This window comes from Mucilaginibacter sp. KACC 22773 (assembly GCF_028736215.1).
GTDB lineage: Bacteria > Bacteroidota > Bacteroidia > Sphingobacteriales > Sphingobacteriaceae > Mucilaginibacter.
The window spans coordinates 6,789,214-6,811,826 of the sequence record NZ_CP117883.1; the positions used below are offsets into that span (position 1 = coordinate 6,789,214).

A 22,613-nucleotide genomic window follows, 5' to 3' on the forward strand; every position below is an offset into this window, starting at 1 on the left:
TTGCCAAGTTGTTTATTTTTACAGCTGATAATACCGTGCCCATTAATTCATATTATTTCAAATGAACAAAAATCTTACTAATTCCATCCCGTTTGTGGCAATACTGCTTACTGTTGCTTTAACCCAGGCAGGATGTGTTAAAAGCAATAATCCTACCCCAGGCGTAGTGCCTGTTATATCTACCATTGACGTGGTTAAAGATGCGGCCGATACCAGTGCCCATAGCGGCGGTTTTATTACCGAAGCACTTACTTATGCCGTATCAACCTATGGCGTATGCTGGAGCACTACAAATTCAACCCCGACTACTGCCGATTCAAAAACTGCCGATACTGTTAACTATTTAACCTATACCAGTAAAATGAAAGGTTTAAAAGTTAATACCAAATATTATGTACGCGCCTATGCAACCAATTCTGTTGGTACCGGCTATGGCAAAGTTGTAGAGTTTACCACCGGCGCCGATCTGACATCGAAAGTAGGCACCGTGAGCACATTTGTGGGTAACAGTAGTGCCGGCTTCATTGATGGGGACGGAACCGCAGCGTCTTTTTATAGTCCGCAAGGTATCACAATCGGCAGTACAGGTACTATTTATATAGCCGATGCTTTTAACAGCGCCATCAGGACTGTTACTACCGGCGGAACGGTAAACACGTTAACCGGCAACGGAACTATTGGATATGTAGACGGCTCATTGGCCAATGCCCGTTTTTATGCTCCGCAAAGCGTGGTAACTGATGCCTCAGGTAATATATATGTAGCCGATTTCAGCAACAACGTTATACGTAAAATAACGCCTGCCGGTGCGGTAAGCACATTGACCGGTAGCGGTAGCGCAGGTTATAACGATGGAACAGGTACAGCAGCCTCATTTAACAACCCTCGCGGCCTGGTGATTGACGGTTCGGGTAACCTTTACGTAGCCGACAGGGGCAATAACCTGGTCCGTAAGGTTACTGCTGCTGGTGTGGTAACCACATTTGCCGGCAACAGGACAGCTGCCTGGGTTGATAACACTACTGCCACCACTGCTTCGTTTAACAAGCCATCGGGGCTTGCTATAGATGCATCAGGCAATATTTATGTAGCCGACGCGCTAAATTATTCAATCCGCAAAATAACATCAGCTGGTGTAGTTAGCACTTATTTGGGCGATCCTAAACACCAGGTTATCGGTTCGCCATCGGCATTAACATTTGATGCCAAAGGAAACCTTTTTATAGCCGACCAAACAGGCCGTATTTTTGAAATTACCACCGATAAAGTATTACTGCCACTTGCAGGCCTTAGCGCCACAGCCGGCTTTGCCGAAGGCAGTGGTAAAAACGCACTTTTTGCATCGCCACAAGGCGTAGCCGCCGATGCAAGCGGCAACCTGTACATTGCAGATTCGGGCAATAACCGTATCCGTAAAATTGTATTGCCATCTTTATAGTAGGAGAAAGCTTAACGCAGAAAGCCAAAAGCTATCAATATCAAACGGGAAGCTCAAAGCTTTAAGCATTTCGCCTTAAGCTTTGAGCTTTTTTGTTATCCAAACAATTGCCCAAATACCTCTTCGATGCTGCTTACTATTTTGATATCGATATCGTAGCGGGATAGGTCCATACGTTTTTTGTCCTGCCCGCCGGATGGGAGGTTGTACTTGGAGATAAAGATCTGGTTAAAGCCCAGCTTTTGGGCTTCGGCAATACGCTGCTCAACGCGGTTTACTGCCCTAATCTCGCCAGATAGGCCAATTTCGCCTGCAAAGCATGTTTTGAAGGGAATGGGCATATCTTCATGAGACGATATAATGGCTGCAGCCAGGCCCAGGTCAATCGCAGGGTCTTCTACCCTGATGCCGCCCGTAATATTCAGGAATACATCTTTAGCTGCCAGCCTGAAACCGCATCGTTTTTCTAATACGGCCAGCAACATGCTCATTCGTTTGGTATCAAAGCCTGTTGCAGTACGCTGAGGAGTACCGTAGGCAGATGCACTTACCAATGCCTGGGTTTCTATCAGCATGGGCCTCATCCCCTCTAAAGTGGCCGATATGGTGATGCCGCTCAGCGGTTCGTCGCGGTGCGATAGCAGGATTTCTGAGGGGTTGGATACCTCCCTCAGCCCTTCACCCATCATCTCGTAAATACCCAGCTCAGATGCTGAGCCGAAACGGTTTTTTATCGTACGCAGAATGCGGTAAACATGGTGCCTGTCGCCTTCAAATTGCAACACGGTATCAACCATGTGCTCCAATATTTTGGGCCCTGCAATTGCACCATCCTTGGTAATATGCCCTATCAGGAACACCGGCGTAGAGGTTTCTTTGGCAAAACGCAGCATTTCGGCCGTACACTCCCGTACCTGCGATACACTCCCCGGCGTCGATTCGATGTGCGATGAGTGCAGGGTTTGGATAGAATCTATCACCACCAGATCGGGTTCCAGCGCCTCTATTTGCTTAAATATGTTTTGAGTGGAGGTTTCACAAAGTATGTAAGAGCCCCCCCCGTCCCCTAAAGGGGGAGCCTCCGAATTAACCATCGCCGAGCTATTCCTTTTTGCTCCCCCTTCAGGGGGCTGGGGGGCTGTTAATCGTTCTGCCCTCATCTTAATCTGCCTTTCGCTTTCCTCGCCCGATACATACAACACCTTCAGGTTGGGCATATTAAGCGCCAGTTGCAGCATCAGGGTCGATTTACCTATGCCCGGCTCGCCTCCTATAAGCACTAATGAGCCGGCCACTATCCCGCCTCCCAAAACGCGGTTAAATTCTTTATCCGGGGTAAGTACCCTATCCTCCTCGTTAAAGGTAATATCGGCTACCTGTACGGGCTTGTTGGCGCGTTGCTGGGTATTGGATGTTACCTTCCAGGTAGGTACAGCATTGCTGGCATTGCCCTTTTCTATAATTTCTTCAACAAAAGTGTTCCATTGCTGGCACGATGGGCATTTACCCAACCATTTGGGCGATTCGAAGCCGCAGCTTTGGCAGAAATAGGCAATTTTAGTTTTGGCCATGGAAGTTTGATGTGCAGATTTTAAATTTCAAATGTGCAAATGGTGAAATTTGCACGGTATACACAAATATGTGGATAAATTTTCTGACTTACTAATTTATTTAGCAATTGCCGCTTCTACCCTTCATTTTTTATCTCAAAACAGGCAACATCTCAACTCGTTGAAAATCAAACATATAACAAATTAAATAAAACAAGAATATATAATTAATTGAAAATGAACGAATTAACTATCACCCAAACTTCACCTGCCGATACCCTCCGACACCCATAGTACATCCTTTCGGTACCTTTTGAATACCCTTTGCCCACCTTTTGGATACCTTTCTGCATCACCGGCTTTTCGGAGATAAAATGAGTAGCCGGGGAGGGCTATATAAAAACAAAAAACCGGATGCAAAAGCTTAAAGCTGCTTATTTAAATTACGGTAGGGCGCCGGGTACCTTATTCTGTATCTTTGAAAATGGGTAATGCCAAACTGCTCGAATATCTCCAATTGCTGCTTCCCGAATCGCCGGAAACCGTGCCCCTCATAGCAGGGTATTTTGAGAAGAAGAACCTTAAAAAAGGTGATATCATTTTAAAGGCCGGCGAAGTTTGCCCAGCCTTTTATTTTGTAGAAGACGGCCATCTGCGTACATACTACCGCAACACCGATGGGGCCGAAATCAATATTTACTTTCACCTGGAAGGTTCAGTAACATCCGACCATAGGAATGGCAAGGCAGGGATCCCGTCGGAATTTACCATCGCTGCAGGCGAGAAAAGCGAAATATGGGTATTAAACCGCAAAAAGTTAGAAGAACAATGCTACGCCAACTCCCAAATAATGGTTTTTGGCCGAAGACTGCTGAGCAGCATGTTACTTGACTTAAATGCGCATAGTAACCTTTTCAAAATGTACTCCCCCGCCGAACGTTACCGGTATATCGAGAAAAACCAGCCTCATATATTACAGCGTATCACCCTCACAAACCTGGCCTCGTACCTGGGGATAAACCGGCGAACGCTTAGCCGGATCAGGGCGATAAAACGATTTTGAGACACTTGTCCCGGGCCGATCCTACCGCAATCAGTTAATTTTACACTTGCTTATAAAGCACTGCTATCGAAAATATCGATTTAGCAAACCGAAGCATTTAACAAATTAAACCCGGTAAAACATGCAAAATAATACAGCTCTTTTAGTGATGGACATGCAGCTGCCCGTGGTAGCACGCCTGGGCAATCCTGAAACACTGCTTGGCAATGTGGCCAACGCTATAGCCAATGCACGCGCCGTGCAAATACCCGTTATTTATGTGGTTGTAGGTTTCAGGGCAGGCGGCCCTGAAATTAGCCGGCAAAATAAAATATTTGGCGCCACTAAAGACCGCCTTTCAGGGGTTAACCCCAACGAAATGACAAAAGTTCACCCTCGCCTAACGCCCGCAGCCAACGAGCTTGTTGTGGTAAAACGCCGTGTGAGCGCCTTTACCGGCAGCGATCTGGAAGTGATTTTAAGGGCCCAGCAAATACAACATATTGTATTAACCGGCATTGATACCAGCGGCGTAGTACTATCAACACTGCGCGAAGCTGCCGATAAAGATTACCGCATTACGGTATTGGCAGATTGCTGCGGCGACGCAGACAAAGAAGTGCATCGTGTACTAACTACCAAAGTTTTTGTTAGCCAGGCAGAGGTGATGACATTGGCCGATTGGGGGTAAAAAATAAATGGCGATATAACCTTTTTGTTGCTCCCTCCTTTTACCACGCTATTTCTCATCCACATAACTCTTAAAGTATTCACACTCTTTAAGCACCTCTTTATAATAAGCCGTTTTGCTGTAGTTGTTTTTTAATAGCTGGAAATACTTGTTTAAATAAGTATAGCTTGTATCGTTAATTACCTTTTTAATATAGTTAGGATTATCTACCCCGTTATAAGAATCGTTCTGGGCGCATTTGCTGAGCATGAAGGTGCAGCGGGCGCGCTGTTCATTGGTTGTGGCGTTGCGGAGCGCAAGGGTGTAATATTTGGTGGCTGCGGCCATGTCATAATGACTATCCAAAGCCGCATTAGCATCATCACCGCTGCCCGATAAATCCGTATTAAGTGCATTAGGTGATGTATCGATGCCAAGGTCTTCATACTGGTAAAATGCGCGGCCATTGCCGTAATAGGTAATATTGTAATAAGCATTGGCCATAAGCCAGGTATTACGGTATACGTTTTTGCCGGCTTTTACTTCGGTTTGCAGTTTTAGTAGCGTTTGCACAAAGGATAATGGCGTAAATTTTTGCTTTTGCGGGGCGGCGGCGTCACAATCATGGCAATCCATTATCCGGCTGTTGAAGGGATTGGCGTAAAGTACAAATTCTACAGGCTTCATTTTTTTTAGCAGGAATATCGCCTTAGCCGTTTGCTGCCGATAAACCAGGCTAAGCGCCTGGTGGTAATACAGGTTATCTAAAGTTACAGGGTAGTAACGTACCATCACCTTTTCAAAAGGTGTTTTATTGGTTTTTGTAAGCAGCTTAATCAGGTTTTCTACCTGCGCGCTATCTTTATAAATTACATAGTTATTGTTAAAGCAAACTTCCTTAACCAGGTTACCTTGCCGGTGATATAGCCGCGCAATTACCTGCATTACCGTGCCTTTGGCGTCACTGTATCTCAATTTACTTAATGTCGATCCGCTTTTTCCCAGGGTTGGGTCGGCCAGCCAGTTTAATGGTTCGGTTAGCTGGCGCTCGGTGGTGGCATCCATTCTTTTGAGTTTGTTAACTATCAGCAATATATCCAGCAGTTTGCCTTGCGCCTGTACGTTTACATCGCCCGGCGGGAACTGTTTTTTGGCAATGGCGTAAAACTTGCCTGCAGCCTTGTAATTGCTATCGAGGTAATTGATGTAGCCTGCCGCCAGGCTCCAGAAATAAGGTTTGGCAGTGTTCCCTTTAAGTGCCATAGTTTCTACCAGGTGCTTACCATCAAGGTAGCTTTTCCTAACCGAATCCGGGTTAACAGGGTCACTGTATATCCCCGAGGATTCATGGCTGTTAACCATCCGGCTTAACAACAAATCAAGTTTTTCAGATTTTGGGTCAAGTGCTATAATCTCTTTCATAGCCCGGTTTTCATCATACTGGATGCCCAGCATTTGCCAAAGTGTTATCTGCTCATCTTTGTTTTTTGCCATCCGCAGCGTAGCCTTCCAGTCGGTTTCATTTTGCGGGTGAAAGCTCCAGTAACTGGGGATCTTTAACTCGTACGAGTAATTGTAACACAGGCTATACAGGTAATTGGATAGGGCATAGTTTTTTTGGTGGTAATAATAACCTGCAACATAACCAAGGGCACGGTAGTAAGTTAAATCCTTTGCAAACCCATCTTTATATTTATTAAATATCGCTACCGATTTGGCGTTGGCAGCGTCATTGTCCCTGAAATAATAGTACCTGACCAACTGAAACCACAACCGCGATTTGATGAACGGATCATTTTCATCCTGAAAAGCATGCGTTAATGATGACTCCAGTTTAGCGGGCGCGTATAACGGGGTAACTTTGTCCCAGCTACGCTGGCTATTGTTTACGGTAAATATTTCGCAACTTTTGGCCAGCTGCAGGTATTTAAAAAAGCCGGAAAGCTGCGCTTTATCGGGCCTGCCTTTACTGCTATCGGGGTATGCCGCTGGTAAAGCATGCAACGCACCGGTGTAGTTTTTATAAACGGTGTCAATCATCCCGCGGGTTGCCGTAGTCAACAAAAACAGGAGAGACTGGCGGGCAAACTGCCCGTTAAAATGATGATACCACTCATCAGTCACCTTTTCATTGTACCATATATTACTGTCATCTGCGTGGTCCAACCCGTAGTAAACCTCGTTGCCGGTATAAAAAAATGGCAAGTATTGCTTGTTTACAAAAAACTCGGGCGTAAAAGCCGAATACTCCGGCTCGTACGAATCGGCACAAGCCCAGATGACACCGGCGAGGGCAAGGGTACAAAAACTAAAAACGATCAGAAACCTGGCGGATAGTTTCTGCCTGATATTCAGATAGGTTGATGTTGGCCAATTCATAGTAAATGATGGTTCTGTTGGGTTGTTGCGGGAGGTATTTAATCAATTGTTTTGCTGCCGTGTTTAAACCGGCAGCAGTAATTTCTTCAAGCTTAAAAATATCATTTTGTTTGATATAAATACCTGCTAAAAAAAAGCTGTGCCTGGCGCGGTAATTATTTGCGCCGGCAATCTTTTCAAAATCATCCCGGTTATCAAGCTGCCCGTGCCCTATTTTACCGTACACCTGGATTAATTTACCCTCCCTGATGTGGATGGCCCACGAAAACAGGGGTAATGCCACATCCAGTTTAAGTGGATACGATGTTACATAGGGTACATATTTTTCGGCATCGGCATCATTGTAAATAGAGTTTGGCTGCTGCAAATTGGCATTCAGTTTACCCATATTGTAAAACATCAGCACTCCCCTATCAACAGGGGGCACGCCGGTACGCTCCTTAAATTTTACCTGGTGCAGCCTGATGGTGGCCTGTAACTGGTGCCGGTTAAGCGTTTTAAAAGCCAGCAGGAAATTGAAATACCGTTGCCGGGTGGTCAGCGTCCAGTCGCAATCAACCTGTACGCTGGTATAATTAATATGTTGCTCACCGGCAAGGTTACCAAGCAGTTTATTGCAATTTACAGCCAGGCTATCAACGGCTGTATCGGGCATGTTTTCGAAGGTAGCGTTGGCGATATAAATAACCGGTGTGATATTTAGCCCGGCCAGCGTATCGCCAAACTGTACCATTGCGTTTGGGTACGCGCGGCGCTGATTTTTATCCCAGTTTACATCAAAAAAACGGACGTATATCTTGTTGGTACCAACCTGTTTTATCAGCCCTGCCTGCCCGGCCCCGAGTTTAAAATTGGTTTTCCAATAGTAAAAAGCGGTTGCGGCCGTGCTGTTGTTTTTACCGCACGAACATGCAAACAACATGATAATCATACAATAAACAACTATCGAACAGGTACGGTTATACATAAAATTCATTTCTAAACGCCTGCTGCTATTGTCGCATTTCACCTCTTGTTTGTCGCAACCAAAACTACAATTATTCATCAGTATCCGATAGCTTTGTTGGGCAACTTACCTCAACAATATGATGTGTTTCGGTTCAAATGAACATTGGCTTCGAACGGCGGGGAAGACTCACCCGGCGAGGCTGCGCCCGCCACCCTCTCTTCGGCTTCGCCGGAAAGAGGGACCTGAAGAGTTGAATGCATGTAGCATACCAAATTACCCACCGTTCAAGCCCCTCTTTCCATCGCAGATGAAGAGAGGGATGTCGGGCGCAGCCTCGACAGGGTGAGTCGTCGCCGCCATACGATATACATCATTCCTTCGCGAAATTTTATACCTCAACATAACGAGTTTGCCTACCTTTTATCATCGCAACTAATTAACTATTTTTAAACCAACCTAAAAGCGCCAATTACCCAGCCATGAAAACCATTTTTGACAACGCCACCCGTGCCGAACTTATTGCCCGTATAAATACCCTCGATGAAAACAGTACCGCGCAATGGGGTAAAATGACCGTTTACCAGATGCTGAAACATTGCAGCCTGTGGGAAGAAATGGTATTGGGTAAAACCACATACAAACAATCGTTTATTGGAAAGCTGTTTGGCAAAATGGCCCTGAAGGGTATGCTAAAAGACGACAGCCCTGTCAAAAAAAACATGCCTACTGTTCCTGGCTTTAACATAACCGGCACGGGCGATGTGGAGGTCGAAAAAACCAAATGGATCAGCCTGATCAATGAGGAAGAAAATTTTGCCAACCACAATTTTGTACATCCTTTTTTTGGCAAAATGACCAAGGAACAGATAGGCTGCTTTGCCTATAAACACATCGACCACCATTTGAGGCAGTTTGGGGCTTAAAGGATTTAACCGTTAAACAGTGCCCTCACCGGCATCTTACAGATAGCCGGTTGTGATTAACTGCCGCTTTAAGAAACAGCGTTATGTGCGGACACAGGCGCCGATAGCGAAAAACAAAAAAAAGCCGCTAAACGCGGCTCTTTTCAATATAATATTGTTTTTTATTATTCCTCAACCATTTCGCTGTTGGGGCTTGCTACCTCAGGTACTTCGTGTTTGAAGTAGCGCTTTTGGTATAGCAGGATCATGATAACGCCCACGCATATTGCCGAATCGGCCAGGTTAAATACCGGCCTGAAAAACTCGAACGATTCACCTCCCCACAGGGGGAACCAGGTTGGATAAGTACCCTTTAACAAGGGGAAGTAAAACATATCTACAACGCGGCCATGAAACAGTTTACCATGCTGAAACAGGATGCCGTAAAAGGTAGAGTCGATAATGTTACCTACGGCGCCGGCTAAAATAAGCGCCACGTTCATGATCAACCCGCGATGATATTTGTGTTTAATGAGGTAAACCAAGCTGTATACAATGCCTACAACCGCCGCTATGCGGAACAGGGTTAACGCCAGCTTACCGGCATCGCCACCCCACTCCATGCCAAATGCCATGCCGTTATTTTCGGTGTAGTGCAGCATGCCATGGCTGCCCAGGAAACGAATTTCTTCGCCCATGTACATATACCTGCGTACCCAGGTTTTAATAGCCTGATCGGCAAGGATAATGATGAAAGCGGTAAAAAAAGGTTTGGTGTAAGCAGCCTTCATTTATTGCCTCATTTTTGCTTCCATCGTCATGGTGGTGTGTGGCACCGCGCGCAAACGCTCCTTAGGGATCAGTTTACCGGTTTCGCGGCAAATACCGTAGGTTTTGTTTTCAATGCGTACCAATGCAGCTTCCAGCTGATCGATGAATTTTTTCTGACGGGCTGCCAACTGGTTAATTTGTTCTTTTTCCAGTGTGGCCGAGCCATCTTCCAATGTTTTATAGGTGCCTGCGGTATCATCGGTTCCGTTCGCGTTTGGCGAGCTTAATGATGTTGCAAGCGAGTTTAATTCTTCTTTAGCAATACGCAGTTTATCCAGGATTAGCGCTTTAAATTCCTGCAGGTCTGACTCAGAATATCTGGTTTTTTCGTTTTCTACTTTCATTTATATTTTACTAATTACAATCAAAATTTCATGTCCGTCAATGGCTATTAAATCGCCTTCATTCAACTGGGTATCAAGTGTTATACCCACGGCCAAAACTTCGGCGCAAATATAGGTTAAATTATTTTTTACCGCTTCGCTGATGTAAGGGTGGTCAAAAAGCTTAATATCTATTTTATCCGTTACTTCAAGGCCTTTTTCCTTGCGAAGTCGTTGTATCTGGCTTACTAATTCGCGCGCTATACCCTCCTGTTTTAACTCGTTGGTTATAGTAACATCCAAAGCAACGGTTAGTTTGCCCTGGTTTGCAACCTGCCAGCCGGGTACGTCTTCGGCGATAATCTCTACATCGGTGGTGAGTAGTGAGTAGTGAGTGGTGAGTGGTTCCGGCAAACTATCTTTCAAATTACCACCAACCATTACTTCTACATCAATACTGCCATTCGCCTCTAAAGAAGCGATTTGTTCATTTGTAAAGTTGTTTATAGCCTCTGCTACTGCTTTCATGTCCTTGCCTACCTTTTGCCCAAGGGCTTTAAAGTTTGGCTTTATCTTCTTTTTGATGAAGCCTGCAGTGTCAGTAATATACTCAATATCCTTAATGTTGGTTTCAGATAATATCAATTCCTTAACCAGCTCCACGTGTGCTTTAAAGTCCTTATCTAATATAGGTAAAAGGATTTTACTTAGCGGCTGCCTTACATTAATTCCTATTTTTTTACGTAATGATAACACCAAAGATGAAACGTCCTGGGCCAGTTTCATACGCTCTTCCAGGTCGGTATCAACCAGGTTGGCGTTATACTCAGGGAAGTAAGCCAGGTGAACAGATTCATAAGCTTCTTTGCCTGTAACGCTGTTTAAATCGCTGTATAACCTATCGGCAAAGAAAGGTGCTATAGGCGACATCAGCTTGCTGATGGTGATTAAACAGGTATATAACGTTTGATATGCCGATAACTTATCATCCGAATTATCCGACCTCCAGAAACGGCGGCGGCTTAAGCGGATAAACCAGTTACTGAAATGCGCATCTACAAATTCCTGTATGGCACGGGCTGCTTTGGTTGGCTCAAAGTCGGCATAAAAGCCGTCAACCTCCTGGGTTAAGGTATTTAGTAGGGATATGATCCAGCGGTCAATCTCCGGGCGTTTGCTGATCTCAATTTCGGCCTCGCTGTAAGTGAACTTATCGATGTTGGCGTACAGCACAAAGAATGAGTAGGTATTATAAAGTGTACCGAAAAACTTGCGGCGAACCTCATCGATACCCTCTACATTAAATTTCAGGTTATCCCATGGCGATGCATTGCTGATCATGTACCAGCGCGGGGCATCGGCACCAAACTGCTCGATGGTTTCAAACGGATCGACACCGTTGCCTAAACGCTTAGACATTTTGTTGCCGTTTTTATCCAGCACCAAACCGTTCGAGATCACGTTTTTAAAGGCAACGCCACCATTGCCAACCTTTTCGTTAACGGCTTTTACCTCATCGCTGCACTCGCTCAGCATTACAGCTATCGCGTGCAGGGTAAAAAACCAGCCGCGGGTTTGGTCAACACCTTCGGCAATAAAATCGGCAGGATAGGCCTTCGCAAATTCTTCCTGGTTTTCAAACGGGAAATGCCATTGCGCGTAAGGCATGGCGCCGCTATCAAACCATACGTCAATCAGGTCGGGCTCGCGGAACATTTTGTTACCGGTTGATGAGGTTAATATCACATCATCTACATAAGGCCTGTGCATATCTTCCAGCGCGAAGCCTTCAGGCATAAAACCGGCTGCTATTGATTTTTCAATCTCGGCGTTCAATTCGGCAATCGAGCCAATGCATTTTTCTTCTCCGCCATTTTCCTCGCGCCAGATAGGCAGCGGGGTTCCCCAGTAACGGGAGCGCGACAGGTTCCAGTCAACCAGGTTTTCAAGCCAGTTACCAAAACGGCCGGTACCGGTCGATTCGGGTTTCCAGTTGATGGTTTTGTTGAGCGCTACCATTTTATCTTTAACGGCAGTAGTTTTGATGAACCAGCTATCCAGCGGATAGTATAAAATAGGTTCGTCAGAACGCCAGGAGTGCGGGTAACTGTGCTCGTATTTTTTTACGTCGAAGGCTTTGTTCTCAGTTTTTAGTTTGATCGAGATCTGTACGTCGGTGGCCCTGAAACCTTCCACGGCACGCTCTTCGGCGGTATAATATTCTTCTTTAACGTATTGGCCTGCAAAATCGGTAACCTCGTCAACAAAACGGCCCTGCTTGTCTACCAAAGGAACCTCCTTGCCATTCTCGTCTTTCACCATTACCGATGGTACGTTGTTTTCTTTACAGGCCCGGAAGTCATCCGCGCCAAAAACTGATGCGGTGTGTACTATGCCTGTACCGTCTTCTGTCGTAACAAAATCGGCAGGGATAACACGGAAAGCGTTTTTCTCCAGGTCTTCATTGGTTACATAAGGCATCAGCTGCTCGTAGTGGATGCCTAATAACTGGCTTCCTTTAAATTCGGCTGCTAATGTCCATGGGATGATCTTGTCGCCGCCTTTGTAATCATCAAAGGATGCGCTTTCGCCTTCGGCCTTAAAGTATTTTTTTACCAGGTCCTTCGCTAAAACAACGCAGATTGGTTCAAAAGTGTAAGGATTAAAAGTGTTTATTTTAACGTAGGTGATATTTTCGCCTACGGCAAGGGCACAGTTTGATGGCAGTGTCCACGGTGTAGTGGTCCAGGCCAGGATAAACACATCGGTATTTACACCCTCAAACAAAAAGGCCGAATCCTGGTCGCGTTTTACTTTAAACTGAGCAACAATGGTGGTATCTTTCACCATTTTGTAAGTGCCCGGCTGGTTAAGTTCATGCGAGCTTAAACCGGTACCCGATTTTGGTGAATAAGGTTGTACAGTGTACCCTTTGTATAAATAGCCGGCTTTATAAAACTCCTTCAGTATCCACCAAAGGCTTTCAATATATTCGTTTTTGTAGGTGATGTACGGATCTTCCAGGTCGACCCAGTAACCCATTTTTTCGGTCAGGTCGTTCCACACATCGGTATAGCGCATTACCTCTTTGCGGCAGGCATCGTTGTACTCTTTAACGGTGATTTTTTTGCCGATATCGTCTTTGGTTATTCCCAAAGCTTTTTCAACAGCCAGTTCAATGGGCAGACCATGGGTATCCCAGCCGCCTTTACGTTTAACCTGGTAACCCTTAAGTGTTTTATAGCGGCAAAAAATATCTTTGATAGACCGTGCCATTACGTGGTGAATGCCGGGCATGCCATTAGCGCTCGGCGGCCCTTCGTAAAAAGTGTATGGGTTATCTTCCGGGCGATTGCTGATACTTTTTTCGAAAATGTTATTCTTTTTCCAAAATTTAAGTACTTCCTTGCCTGTTTGCGATAAGTTTAACTGCTTATATTCCTTGTACATGTATATATTCTACCGTTTATCACCTCTTTTTTAAGAGGTTGCAAAAATACGGAAATTATAAATGATTTTTTTAATTTAGACAGGTGAAAAATAATAAAGTAAAGCGCACGATATTAATGTTGTTAGTAGCCGTGATCCTGTTTTCGGCAACAATGGTTATCCCGGCTTTACAGGGCTCCAATTGGAAGGTTTATATGCAGGGTGGCGCTACAGGTTTAACCATGGCGGCTATTGTGAGTATTATTACTTTGATTATTGATTATTTGAAGGAGAGCAGGGGGTAGATGATCCTATTTGCACTTTTTGGCTTACTTGGTTTATTGAGTCTATATATCGGTTCAAAACAATCCGGGCTTTATCGATCCCGTGTTATCAACAATACCTGGAGGTTGTCGTTAAAGACCATTAATAATGCACTGGCTAGTTCGCTAAGTGAAAAGGATAGGCGGGACGTTATTCATTTAAAACGAGTTTATATCGCCCACCTGGTTCTGCTTTATTGTTCTGTTTCATACGCTTTTTATGAGGTTTACCAATCTGCTGTAAAATAACCGTATTGAGGTAATGCCACGTTGAATGGTACCTACTAATGGACTAATCCTAATTTTTAGATAACTTTTTTGGCGATCGAATAAGCGTTTTATATCCGATAACTCGTAAATACAAATAACCTAAACATGAAAAACTATTTATTTCTTTTTCTCCTGCTGATAGGTAAGGAGTGCGATGCGCAAACAGTCGACAGTAATACAAGGCCTCCGTTTGAACTCAAACTATTTGTTAACGATTCTACGTTTTACAACGCTCCAATGAATGCCTCACAATATGTTTATAATAAAAAAACTATCCAGGTTTTCCCTGGCGAAAGCTTATTGATTGAGGCTGAGTTATCTGGTGATAGCCTTGTGAATTTAAAGGTTGTGCCAGAGAACATTCATAAAGAAAAGACGATAAAAATATCTTTTTCCCAAAGTGTAGAAGGGCGTATACATCAGCAGATGATATTAAGTGTCGTTAACCCTTTCTCAAAAAAGCTTGATTACAGCGCTCAAATCAATTTATTAAACCAGAAGAAATGGGTTAAAACATCTATAATACCCGTGCTACCTGGGTTGGTATCTTATGAAACGTGGCCAGATTTGATTACCACAATTGCACTCTACGATTTTTGCCTAAAAAGCGAATCTCCTAATTCTAAAAAATAGCCCTGTTCGCCCCACCATCAACCTGTATAGTAGTCCCGCTAATGTAAGCCGCCTGCTCTGATGCTAAAAAGGCAACCAGTGCCGCCAACTCTTCGGGTTTGCCAATGCGGCCAAGGGGGATGGCTTTTGCTTTATCTTTTATAGCTTGTTCCGGGTCAACATCTTTAGGGAGGGTGTGCTTAATACGGTCGGTAAGGATTAAGCCGGGAGCCACATTGTTTACGGTGATATTGTAAGGGCCAAATTCGTCGGCCATTAATTTGGCCATGCCCACAACGCCCATGCGCATGGTGGTGGATAGTACGGAATTACCCAATACTGCCTTTACCGAACCACTGATGATGTTGATGATTCGGCCGCTACCGGTTTTTTGCATATGGGGCAATACCAGTTTGCTAAAACGGGCAACGCTAAGCAGGTTAAGCTCAAATGCTTTTTGCCATTGCTCATCGTCAAAGTTCTCAAACTTATCAAAGGGTGGCCCGCCGGCGTTGTTCAGCAAAATGTCTATCCGGCCAAATGTGGCTGCTGCTTTGGCAACAAAGGCATCAATTTCATCAGCGCTGGAAACATCAACAGGAATAACCACAACCTCGTTACCGGTTAGCTTCCTGATTTCCCCGGCAGTTTTATTTAACTCTGCCTCATCGCGCGAGCCGATAATTACCTTGGCACCCTCGGCAGATAGCGCTGTGGCTATTGCCTTGCCTAACCCTTTGCTGGCTGCCAGCACCAGGGCTACTTTGTTGTTGAGTTTAAGATCCATGTTAAACGTTCTTCGTTTAGTTAAATTCTAAAAGGAAAATGTCATTTCGAATGAGCCAGGGAGGCCAAAGTGGAGTGGTGCGAAGAGAAATCTTATACGCCTTGCATCCCATGAGGCAAAGTTCGAATGCGGGGGGTATAAGATTTCTCCTCACCGCTGCGCCCAAGCCCTGCCCCGGTTCGTTCGTTCGACATGTCATTATTAAAGCGAACCTCCTCCTTTGGAGAAGGCAGGGTGAGGCCTACTCCTCTATATCCGGCCCCTTTATTTTTTTCCTGTCCACCCCTTTTTCAAGCGTTAATAAAAATGCCGGCAACAGGGTAAGGTTGCTGATCATCGCTACTAACAATGTAATTGATAGCAGGATGCCCAGGGCCTGTGTACCGCCAAATTTTGATACCACAAAAACACCAAAGCCAAAAAACAGTACTGTTGCTATAAATATCATGCTCACCCCGGTTTCGCGGATGGTATCGGATACAATTACCGATATGCTTTTGCGGGTGTTGCGCAGTTCGTGGCGGTAACGGGTGATGAAATAAATGGTCTGGTCGGATGAAATACCCATGGCTATACTGAAGATGAGGATAGTTGAGGGTTTAAGCGGAATGCCAAAAAACCCCATAATGCCGGCTGTAATAATAAGCGGTACCAGGTTGGGTACCAGGGATACAGCTATCATTTTAACACCTCGAAACAATATCCACATTACAATGGCAATCAGGAAAATAGCCCAGGCCAAACTTTCATACAGGTTAATAAGCAGGTAATTGGTGCCTTTAATAAATATGATGCTGCTGCCGGTAAGCTCTACATGAAACTTTTTAGGGTTAAAGATAGAGTCGATGCGCGGTTGCAATTCGGCCAGCACCACATTCATTTTTTTTGACCCTGCATCAACCATCTCAAACGTTACGCGGGTAACCTGTTTGGTGCTATCTACATAACTGTTTAACGCGCTGGTGCCTTTCCCCGTAGAGTTGCCTGCATAGTTCAGGATAAAATTTTGCTCCAGTCCATCGGGCAGCCGGTAATATTCGGGCGCCCCGCCGTAAAAAGCCTGGGTACTGAATTTTAAAACCTGGATAAGCGATATCGACCGACTAAACTGCGGGTACGACGAAATTAGTTTTTCAAGCTTCTCTACCTTGCGGATTACGCCCAGGTTTACCACGCCGTTTTTACGTTTGGTATCAATGCTTACCTCTAAGGGCAATACGCCGTTAAAGTTAGCCTCAAAAAATTTAAGGTCTTCCAGCGTGTTGTTATGCTGGGGCAGGTCGTCAACCACAAAGCCGTTAATGTTTATTTGATAAATACCTACGCACGATATGGCAATTAATACCAACGTGCCTATATAAATAGTTTTGCGTTTGTTATGCACCAGCTTATCTAAACCGCTAAGTACTTTGGCCATCAGTTTGCTATCCTTAATGCCGGCCTTTTGTGGTTTAGGCGATGGCAGGTAGCTGAAAATAATGGGTACTAAAATTAAGCTTAAAGCAAAAGTAGCTATAATGCTGATAGAGGCTACCAGGCCAAACTGGGTAAGCAGTTCGCTGTTGGTAAAGCATAATACGCCGAAACCTATGGCGGTTGTAATATTGGCAATAAAGGTGGTTATGCCGGCTTTTTCAATAGCCAGGTGCAACGCTTTCATTTTATCGCCGCACAACTCATATTCGTGGTAGTATTTGTTAAGGATGAAGATGGTATTAGGAATGCCGATAACCACAATAAGCGGCGGAATGATGCCGGTGAGGATAGTCATTTCGTAATGCATCAGCACCAATGTGCCCAGGCTCCAAACTACCCCAAGCACAACAATGATGATGGGAAATACCACCGGGAAAAACGAGCGGAAAAATGCCAGCAATATGATGGCAGTAATTAACACCGACAGGCTCAGGAACATGGAAAACTCATGCGCCACCAAATCGCCAACTACGGTACGGATAAGTGGCAGACCCGAGTAGTGCACTTTAATACCATGCTTTTGTTCAAATGCTGCACCCAGCTTTTTTATTTTGTTGATAATGGGTACACGGTATGGGGTGTTGATGATCTTATCGTCAAAAGTGATAGCCATCAGGGTAGATTTGCCATCGTTGCTCAATACCACCCCTTTATAAAAAGGCAGGCTGGCCAGCTTTTGTTTTATACTATCAACCGCCTGTGCTGTTGGCAACATGCCGGTAACCAATGGTTTTATAATGAAACGGTGTTTGGCGGTGTCCTTTTGCAGGTTATAAACGTTGGCTACCGAAATAACCGCTTTAACACCTTTTACCTGTCTCAAATCGTTGCCTATCTGAAACCAGTCGTTAAATATGTTTTTATCAAAAATTTTATCCGATTTGATGCCGATAACCATGGACGATGCATCCTGGCCAAACATTTTTTTAAACTGGTTATACCGGATATAGGCCGAATCGGTAACGGGCAACACCTTGCCGCCATTAAAAGTTATTTTTACTTTGGATGCCTCATAGCTCATAAAAACACTTAACGCCACAACGCTTATCAACACAAGAAGCCTGTTTTTAAGAATAAATGATGCTGTTTTTTTCCAGAACATGAACAGTAAATTATGACCGCCGCTAAACTACGAATTTAGATTTAACCCCCCGTTGAAGATATTGACTTTATGACAATAGGGAGGTATCCAAAATTTAAAATGCAAGAAATAATGTTACCGCCTGTTAAAGCTTGCTAACGACGTTACTATAAGCTATGTACTACCGCAATTTGTTAACTTTATTTTAATGATTAGGCGCATATAAAATGGGCTATCGCCAAATACCGGGTTAATTATCCGTACCTTTAAAGAAATTCTTTAAGCTCATGATCCTTTTTTCGAAGCGAAACCTGCATTATACCGATTACAAATGGACTAATTATACCCAAAATGATCCACGCGTAAACGGCAAACCAGATGCAACCCCGTTTGCAAAAGATGAAGGCAACGAAGTTGTTTACCTGATAAACAAACTGATGATATTGTGGGATTACCGTTTTGCGAATACGGGCAACAAAATGGAAAAACTTATTCACGATAAATTACCCGCCGAAATATTTACCCAGGAAGATGTTCAGGTTTGGCTTAAGTCGAATTTGAAGTTTTAGGGTTGGTGTTTTGGTGAATAGTTGATTGGGTGAGTGGTTGATTGAGTTGGTTGTAATTGATAACCAGTTTATGTTGGCCTAATCTTAAAATAGGCCGCATTTAACCACTCACCGTTCTCTATTCACTATTCTCCATATCACTCCTTCTTAAAATCATAAGGATTACGCTCCACAAAATCGGCTACTTTAACCCGTACGCCGGTTACCCGGCCGTTTTGAACGGTAAAGGGGAACACCGCCTTGCCTAAAGTAGGATCTGAAAAGGTTACGTAGTAGCGGTTGCCACCTAAAGGTTGCAGTTTGGCAAACATTTTAGGATGGTGTTCAAAACGCATCTCGAGGTCGTTATTCTCGCCCTGGGTTACAGTCATGCTGCCGTAAAGGCTGTTGGTATATTTGCCGGTATAGTTTTCGGCGGGTAAGGCAGGGCGCAGGTTTAACAACACCGAATCGCGCAGCTTTTTATCTGTGGCCTGGTCGGCAGTGGCGCGGGTTTTGTAATTAGCCAGGTAAGTATCACTATAATTGCGGTATCCCTGGCCAAAATAAGCATCTAATATTTCCCAGCGCAGGGCTTCAAAAAACTGGTTCTGATCGGTATTGGTTAAAATGACAATGCCCAGGTGGTCTTGCGGAGATAATGTCACCGAAGATAAATATCCGTTTACCCCGCCATCGTGCATCACCAGCCGGTGGCCCGAGTAATCCTGTATAAACCAGCCCAACCCGTATAGTTCAAAATTGTTTTCGCCATTTAAGTGGTGTTCGCTGCCTACAATATCCTGTGGTTGCCGGGTGGCCTGTATCGCCGCCGCCGGAATTACCTGCCTGTTGCCAACTTTGCCGTCATTCAGCAATGCCATAACCCACTTGCTCATGTCATTTACCGACGAGCTGATAGCACCGGCCGGCGCAAGCCCATCTATCTGGCAATAAGGTATAGCGGTTAGCCGGCCATCATTTAAGGTATGTGGTACGGTACGGTTTATTGATTTGGGCATTTCGGCCGTAAGGGCAAGGGTGTTGCTCATGCCCAGCGGGGCAAAAATGTTTTCTTTCAGGTAAACTTCCCAGGGTTTGCCGGTTACTCTCGGGATAATTTGGCCGGCCGTTAAAAATGCCGAATTGGTATAGCCCCATTTGGTGCGGAAAGGATAAGGTGCCTTAATTTGCCCCAGCTTTTGAATAATTTCTTCGCGGCTAAGGTTGGTATTGTAAAAAGTAAAATCGCCCTGGAAGGTTTGCAGCCCAAGGCGGTGGCACAATAAGTCGCGTACAATGGCCTGCTCGCCGGCAAGTTTATTATCAAGCTTAAACTCCGGGATGTATTTGGTTACCTTATCATCTAACGAAAGTTTGCCGCTGCTTTGCAGTATGGCCAGGGCAGTAGCCGTAAAGGCTTTGGTATTGCTGCCTATCATAAATAAGGTGTTTACGTCCACCAGGTTTGGCAGGCCAAGTTCCTTAATGCCGTAACCTTTCATCAGCACAATCTTATTGTCTTTAACAATACAAACAGCTACGCCCGGGATGCGCCAGTTGGTTAGGGCTCGGCTTACATACAGGTCAAGGCTATCGCTTATAAACTTGCTCCGGTTGGCGCGTTGGGCCTGGGTAACAGTAACTAATGAAACAAAGAGAACAATAAGTAGAAGTATTTTTTTCATTACACTGGTTTTATGCTTGGCGAATGTGCTAATTTAACGCAAAATTTACGGCGGCATTGCTTATTTTTAAAATAATGCCGCATTCATTATTCAAAGTATTTTATATGAAATTTTACCGTTCAGGCTGGTCGTTCCTGTTAATCGTTCTGTTTATTCTAAACAATAACCTGGCTAAAGCGCAACGCGCACCTACACACTGGGCCAATGATGGCTATCAGTATTATAAAACAACGGGCGGCGAAATTACCGTTTACGACACCCGCGACAGCAGCAAAAAAACAGTTTGGATAAGTGCTGCTATGCTTACACCCAAAGGCAAAACACCTATTGGTGTAAAAAGGTTTACCATATCTGACGATGGAAAAAAAGTGCTCATTAACACCAATACCAAAAAAGTATGGCGCTATGATACCCGTGGCGATTATTGGGTGTTTGATACCGGCACGCAAAAGCTGTGGCAATTAGGCAAAAATCTGCCCGAATCGTCATTGATGTTTGCCAAACTATCGCCCGATGCAACTAAAGCTGCTTACGTAAGCGGCCATAATATTTATGTAGAAGACCTGGCCAGCGGCGATGTTAAGCAACTGACTACCGACGGCAGTACTCACGTTATTAACGGCACTTTTGATTGGGCATACGAAGAGGAGTTTGGCTGCCGCGATGGTTTTCGCTGGTCGCCCGATAGCCGCAATATAGCTTACTGGAAGATAGATGCTACCAAAATTAAAAGCTATTATATGCTGAACACAACCGACTCGATATATCCGTTTGTGGTACCGGTAGAATATCCTGTGGCGGGCGAAGACCCAAGTTCGGCAAAAATTGGGGTGGTTGATGTCAGCACTGCTACCACCAAATGGATGGATATTCCCGGCGATAACGTGCAGCACTATATCCCCCGTATGGAATGGACTTTAAGCCCTAACGAAATTATTGTTGAGCAACTGAACCGCGCCCAAACAGAAAGCCGCGTATTTATCGGCAATATATCAAACGGCACAACCCGCCTTATCCGTGAGGAAAAAAGCAACTCATGGATTGACGGCAAAGAGCGCTGGAACAATGGCGACCCAATTGGCTGGGAATGGATAAACAAAGGCAAAGACTTTTTATGGGTAAGCGAAAAGGACGGCTGGAAACACATTTACCGCGTGAGCCGCGAGGGTAAAGAAACCCTGCTTACCAAGGGCGATTATGATGTAATTACCGTAAGCCTTATTGACGAGGCCGGTGGCTATATTTATTTTATGGCTTCGCCGGATAATGCTACCCAGAAATATTTATACCGCATAAAACTGGCCGGTGGCAAGGCCGAACGTGTTTCGCCTGCTGATCAGCCCGGTACCCATGGTTACGATATTTCGCCTAACGGAAAAGTGGCGCTGCATAATTTTAGCAATAGCTATACCCCGCCTACAAGCGAAGTGGTAAGCCTGCCCAATCACAAGCATATTGGCGGCAACGTGATTGCTGTTAATAAAGACGCTAAAAATAAACCAGAGTTTTTCAAAGTAAAAACTGTTGATGGCATTGAAATGGACGGCTGGATGATGAAGCCAACCAATTTTGATCCGAATAAAAAATACCCGGTTGTATTTACCGTTTACGGCGAGCCCGCCGGCCAAACAGTAACTGATACCTGGGGCACCGGCCGTAATGGCTTATACGTAGGCAGTATGGCCGACGATGGCTACATCTACATGTCTGTTGAAGGGCGTGGCGCACCGGCACCTAAAGGAACAGCATGGCGCAAGGCTATCTATAAAAATATTGGCATCATCAACATTCGCGACCAGGCCATGGCAGCCAAAGAGATTCTGAAATGGCCTTTTGTTGATTCCTCCCGCATTGCAGTACACGGCTGGAGCGGCGGCGGTTCATCAACCCTTAACCTGATGTTCCAATACCCCGAGATTTACAAAACAGGGATAGCTGTAGCAGCGGTAGGCGACCAGTTAACTTATGATAACATTTACCAGGAACGCTACATGGGCGTACCGGTTAATGACGAAGGCAGGGCGGCATTTATCAAAGGATCGCCAATTACTTATGCCAAGAACCTGCGCGGTAACCTGCTGTACATACATGGCACAGGCGATGATAACGTACATTACAAAAACGCCGAAGAATTGATTAACGAGCTGGTTAAATACAACCGCCAGTTTGAACTAATGGCATACCCCAACCGTACCCACGGTATTTTTGAAGGCCCGGGCACCAGCCTGCACCTGCACACCATGTTCACCAAATATTTGAAAGAGCATTGCCCGCCGGGTGGGAGATAGGATGTAGGTTTGGTATTAAAAACGCCG

General features: G+C 44.9%; 17 protein-coding genes. 8 read left to right on the forward strand and 9 right to left on the reverse strand.

Annotation, left to right across the window (positions count from 1 at the left end):
* Positions 1 to 61 precede the first annotated feature (61 nt).
* Positions 62 to 1,438: an NHL repeat-containing protein gene (locus tag PQ469_RS28075; protein WP_274210631.1), complete on the forward strand. Its 1,377-nt coding sequence runs from the start codon at positions 62 to 64 to the stop codon at positions 1,436 to 1,438.
* Between the two features lie 95 nt (positions 1,439 to 1,533).
* Here PQ469_RS28075 and radA read toward each other — a convergent pair whose 3' ends face one another.
* Positions 1,534 to 3,009 (reverse strand): DNA repair protein RadA, encoded by a 1,476-nt coding sequence (radA, locus tag PQ469_RS28080; protein WP_274210632.1) that lies wholly within the window; start codon positions 3,007 to 3,009, stop codon positions 1,534 to 1,536.
* A 463-nt stretch (positions 3,010 to 3,472) separates the two neighbouring features.
* On the opposite strand from radA, the gene PQ469_RS28085 reads away from it, so the two are divergent.
* The gene (locus tag PQ469_RS28085) at positions 3,473 to 4,051 is read left to right on the forward strand and encodes a Crp/Fnr family transcriptional regulator (protein WP_274210633.1); all 579 of its coding nucleotides are present in this window, start codon (positions 3,473 to 3,475) and stop codon (positions 4,049 to 4,051) included.
* Between the two features lie 121 nt (positions 4,052 to 4,172).
* Positions 4,173 to 4,721, forward strand: coding sequence for a cysteine hydrolase family protein (locus tag PQ469_RS28090; protein WP_274210634.1), 549 nt, complete (start codon positions 4,173 to 4,175; stop codon positions 4,719 to 4,721).
* Between the two features lie 48 nt (positions 4,722 to 4,769).
* Here PQ469_RS28090 and PQ469_RS28095 read toward each other — a convergent pair whose 3' ends face one another.
* Together PQ469_RS28095 and PQ469_RS28100 are read right to left on the reverse strand one after the other, a co-directional pair.
* Positions 4,770 to 7,079, reverse strand: coding sequence for a hypothetical protein (locus PQ469_RS28095; RefSeq protein ID WP_274210635.1), 2,310 nt, complete (start codon positions 7,077 to 7,079; stop codon positions 4,770 to 4,772).
* Entirely contained in the window at positions 7,009 to 8,001 is a 993-nt protein-coding gene (locus PQ469_RS28100; protein ID WP_274210636.1) for a hypothetical protein, read from the reverse strand. The genes PQ469_RS28095 and PQ469_RS28100 overlap by 71 nt, the downstream gene beginning before the upstream one ends.
* A 506-nt stretch (positions 8,002 to 8,507) precedes the next feature.
* Between PQ469_RS28100 and PQ469_RS28105 the strand changes: the two genes are divergently transcribed.
* Positions 8,508 to 8,951 carry a DUF1569 domain-containing protein gene (locus PQ469_RS28105; RefSeq protein WP_274210637.1) on the forward strand — a complete coding sequence of 148 codons (444 nt, stop codon included), beginning with the start codon at positions 8,508 to 8,510 and terminating at the stop codon, positions 8,949 to 8,951.
* Positions 8,952 to 9,115: 164 nt separating this feature from the next.
* Here PQ469_RS28105 and PQ469_RS28110 read toward each other — a convergent pair whose 3' ends face one another.
* The 3 genes from PQ469_RS28110 to ileS are packed head-to-tail and all read right to left on the reverse strand — an operon-like array spanning position 9,116 to position 13,534.
* A complete protein-coding gene (locus PQ469_RS28110) occupies positions 9,116 to 9,721 on the reverse strand; it encodes a lipoprotein signal peptidase (RefSeq protein WP_274210638.1) in 606 nt (201 codons plus the stop codon).
* The gene (locus PQ469_RS28115; protein WP_090651575.1) at positions 9,722 to 10,105 is read right to left on the reverse strand and encodes a TraR/DksA family transcriptional regulator; all 384 of its coding nucleotides are present in this window, start codon (positions 10,103 to 10,105) and stop codon (positions 9,722 to 9,724) included. It abuts the gene before it with no gap.
* On the reverse strand, positions 10,106 to 13,534 hold the full coding sequence (gene ileS, locus PQ469_RS28120) for an isoleucine--tRNA ligase (protein WP_274210639.1): 3,429 nt from the start codon (positions 13,532 to 13,534) through the stop codon (positions 10,106 to 10,108).
* A gap of 83 nt (positions 13,535 to 13,617) precedes the next feature.
* Here ileS and PQ469_RS28125 point away from each other — a divergent pair, with 83 nt between their 5' ends.
* Both PQ469_RS28125 and PQ469_RS28130 read left to right on the forward strand, forming a co-directional pair.
* Complete coding sequence (locus PQ469_RS28125; RefSeq protein ID WP_090651577.1) at positions 13,618 to 13,818, forward strand: hypothetical protein; 201 nt, start codon at positions 13,618 to 13,620, stop codon at positions 13,816 to 13,818.
* A 393-nt stretch (positions 13,819 to 14,211) separates the two neighbouring features.
* Entirely contained in the window at positions 14,212 to 14,739 is a 528-nt protein-coding gene (locus PQ469_RS28130) for a hypothetical protein (protein WP_274210640.1), read from the forward strand.
* On the opposite strand, the gene PQ469_RS28135 is transcribed toward PQ469_RS28130, so the two are convergent.
* On the reverse strand, positions 14,729 to 15,505 hold the full coding sequence (locus PQ469_RS28135; RefSeq protein WP_090651579.1) for an SDR family oxidoreductase: 777 nt from the start codon (positions 15,503 to 15,505) through the stop codon (positions 14,729 to 14,731). The two genes, PQ469_RS28130 and PQ469_RS28135, sit on opposite strands and share 11 nt — an antisense overlap.
* A gap of 241 nt (positions 15,506 to 15,746) precedes the next feature.
* Entirely contained in the window at positions 15,747 to 18,083 is a 2,337-nt protein-coding gene (locus tag PQ469_RS28140; RefSeq protein ID WP_274210641.1) for an efflux RND transporter permease subunit, read from the reverse strand.
* Positions 18,084 to 18,349: 266 nt separating this feature from the next.
* Between PQ469_RS28140 and PQ469_RS28145 the strand changes: the two genes are divergently transcribed.
* Positions 18,350 to 18,631 carry a hypothetical protein gene (locus tag PQ469_RS28145; RefSeq protein ID WP_090651582.1) on the forward strand — a complete coding sequence of 94 codons (282 nt, stop codon included), beginning with the start codon at positions 18,350 to 18,352 and terminating at the stop codon, positions 18,629 to 18,631.
* Positions 18,632 to 18,768: 137 nt separating this feature from the next.
* Here the strand turns inward: PQ469_RS28145 and PQ469_RS28150 are convergent, their stop codons facing one another.
* Complete coding sequence (locus tag PQ469_RS28150) at positions 18,769 to 20,298, reverse strand: serine hydrolase (RefSeq protein WP_090651583.1); 1,530 nt, start codon at positions 20,296 to 20,298, stop codon at positions 18,769 to 18,771.
* 104 nt (positions 20,299 to 20,402) lie between these two features.
* Between PQ469_RS28150 and PQ469_RS28155 the strand changes: the two genes are divergently transcribed.
* Positions 20,403 to 22,586: a S9 family peptidase gene (locus PQ469_RS28155; protein ID WP_274210642.1), complete on the forward strand. Its 2,184-nt coding sequence runs from the start codon at positions 20,403 to 20,405 to the stop codon at positions 22,584 to 22,586.
* Positions 22,587 to 22,613 lie beyond the last annotated feature (27 nt).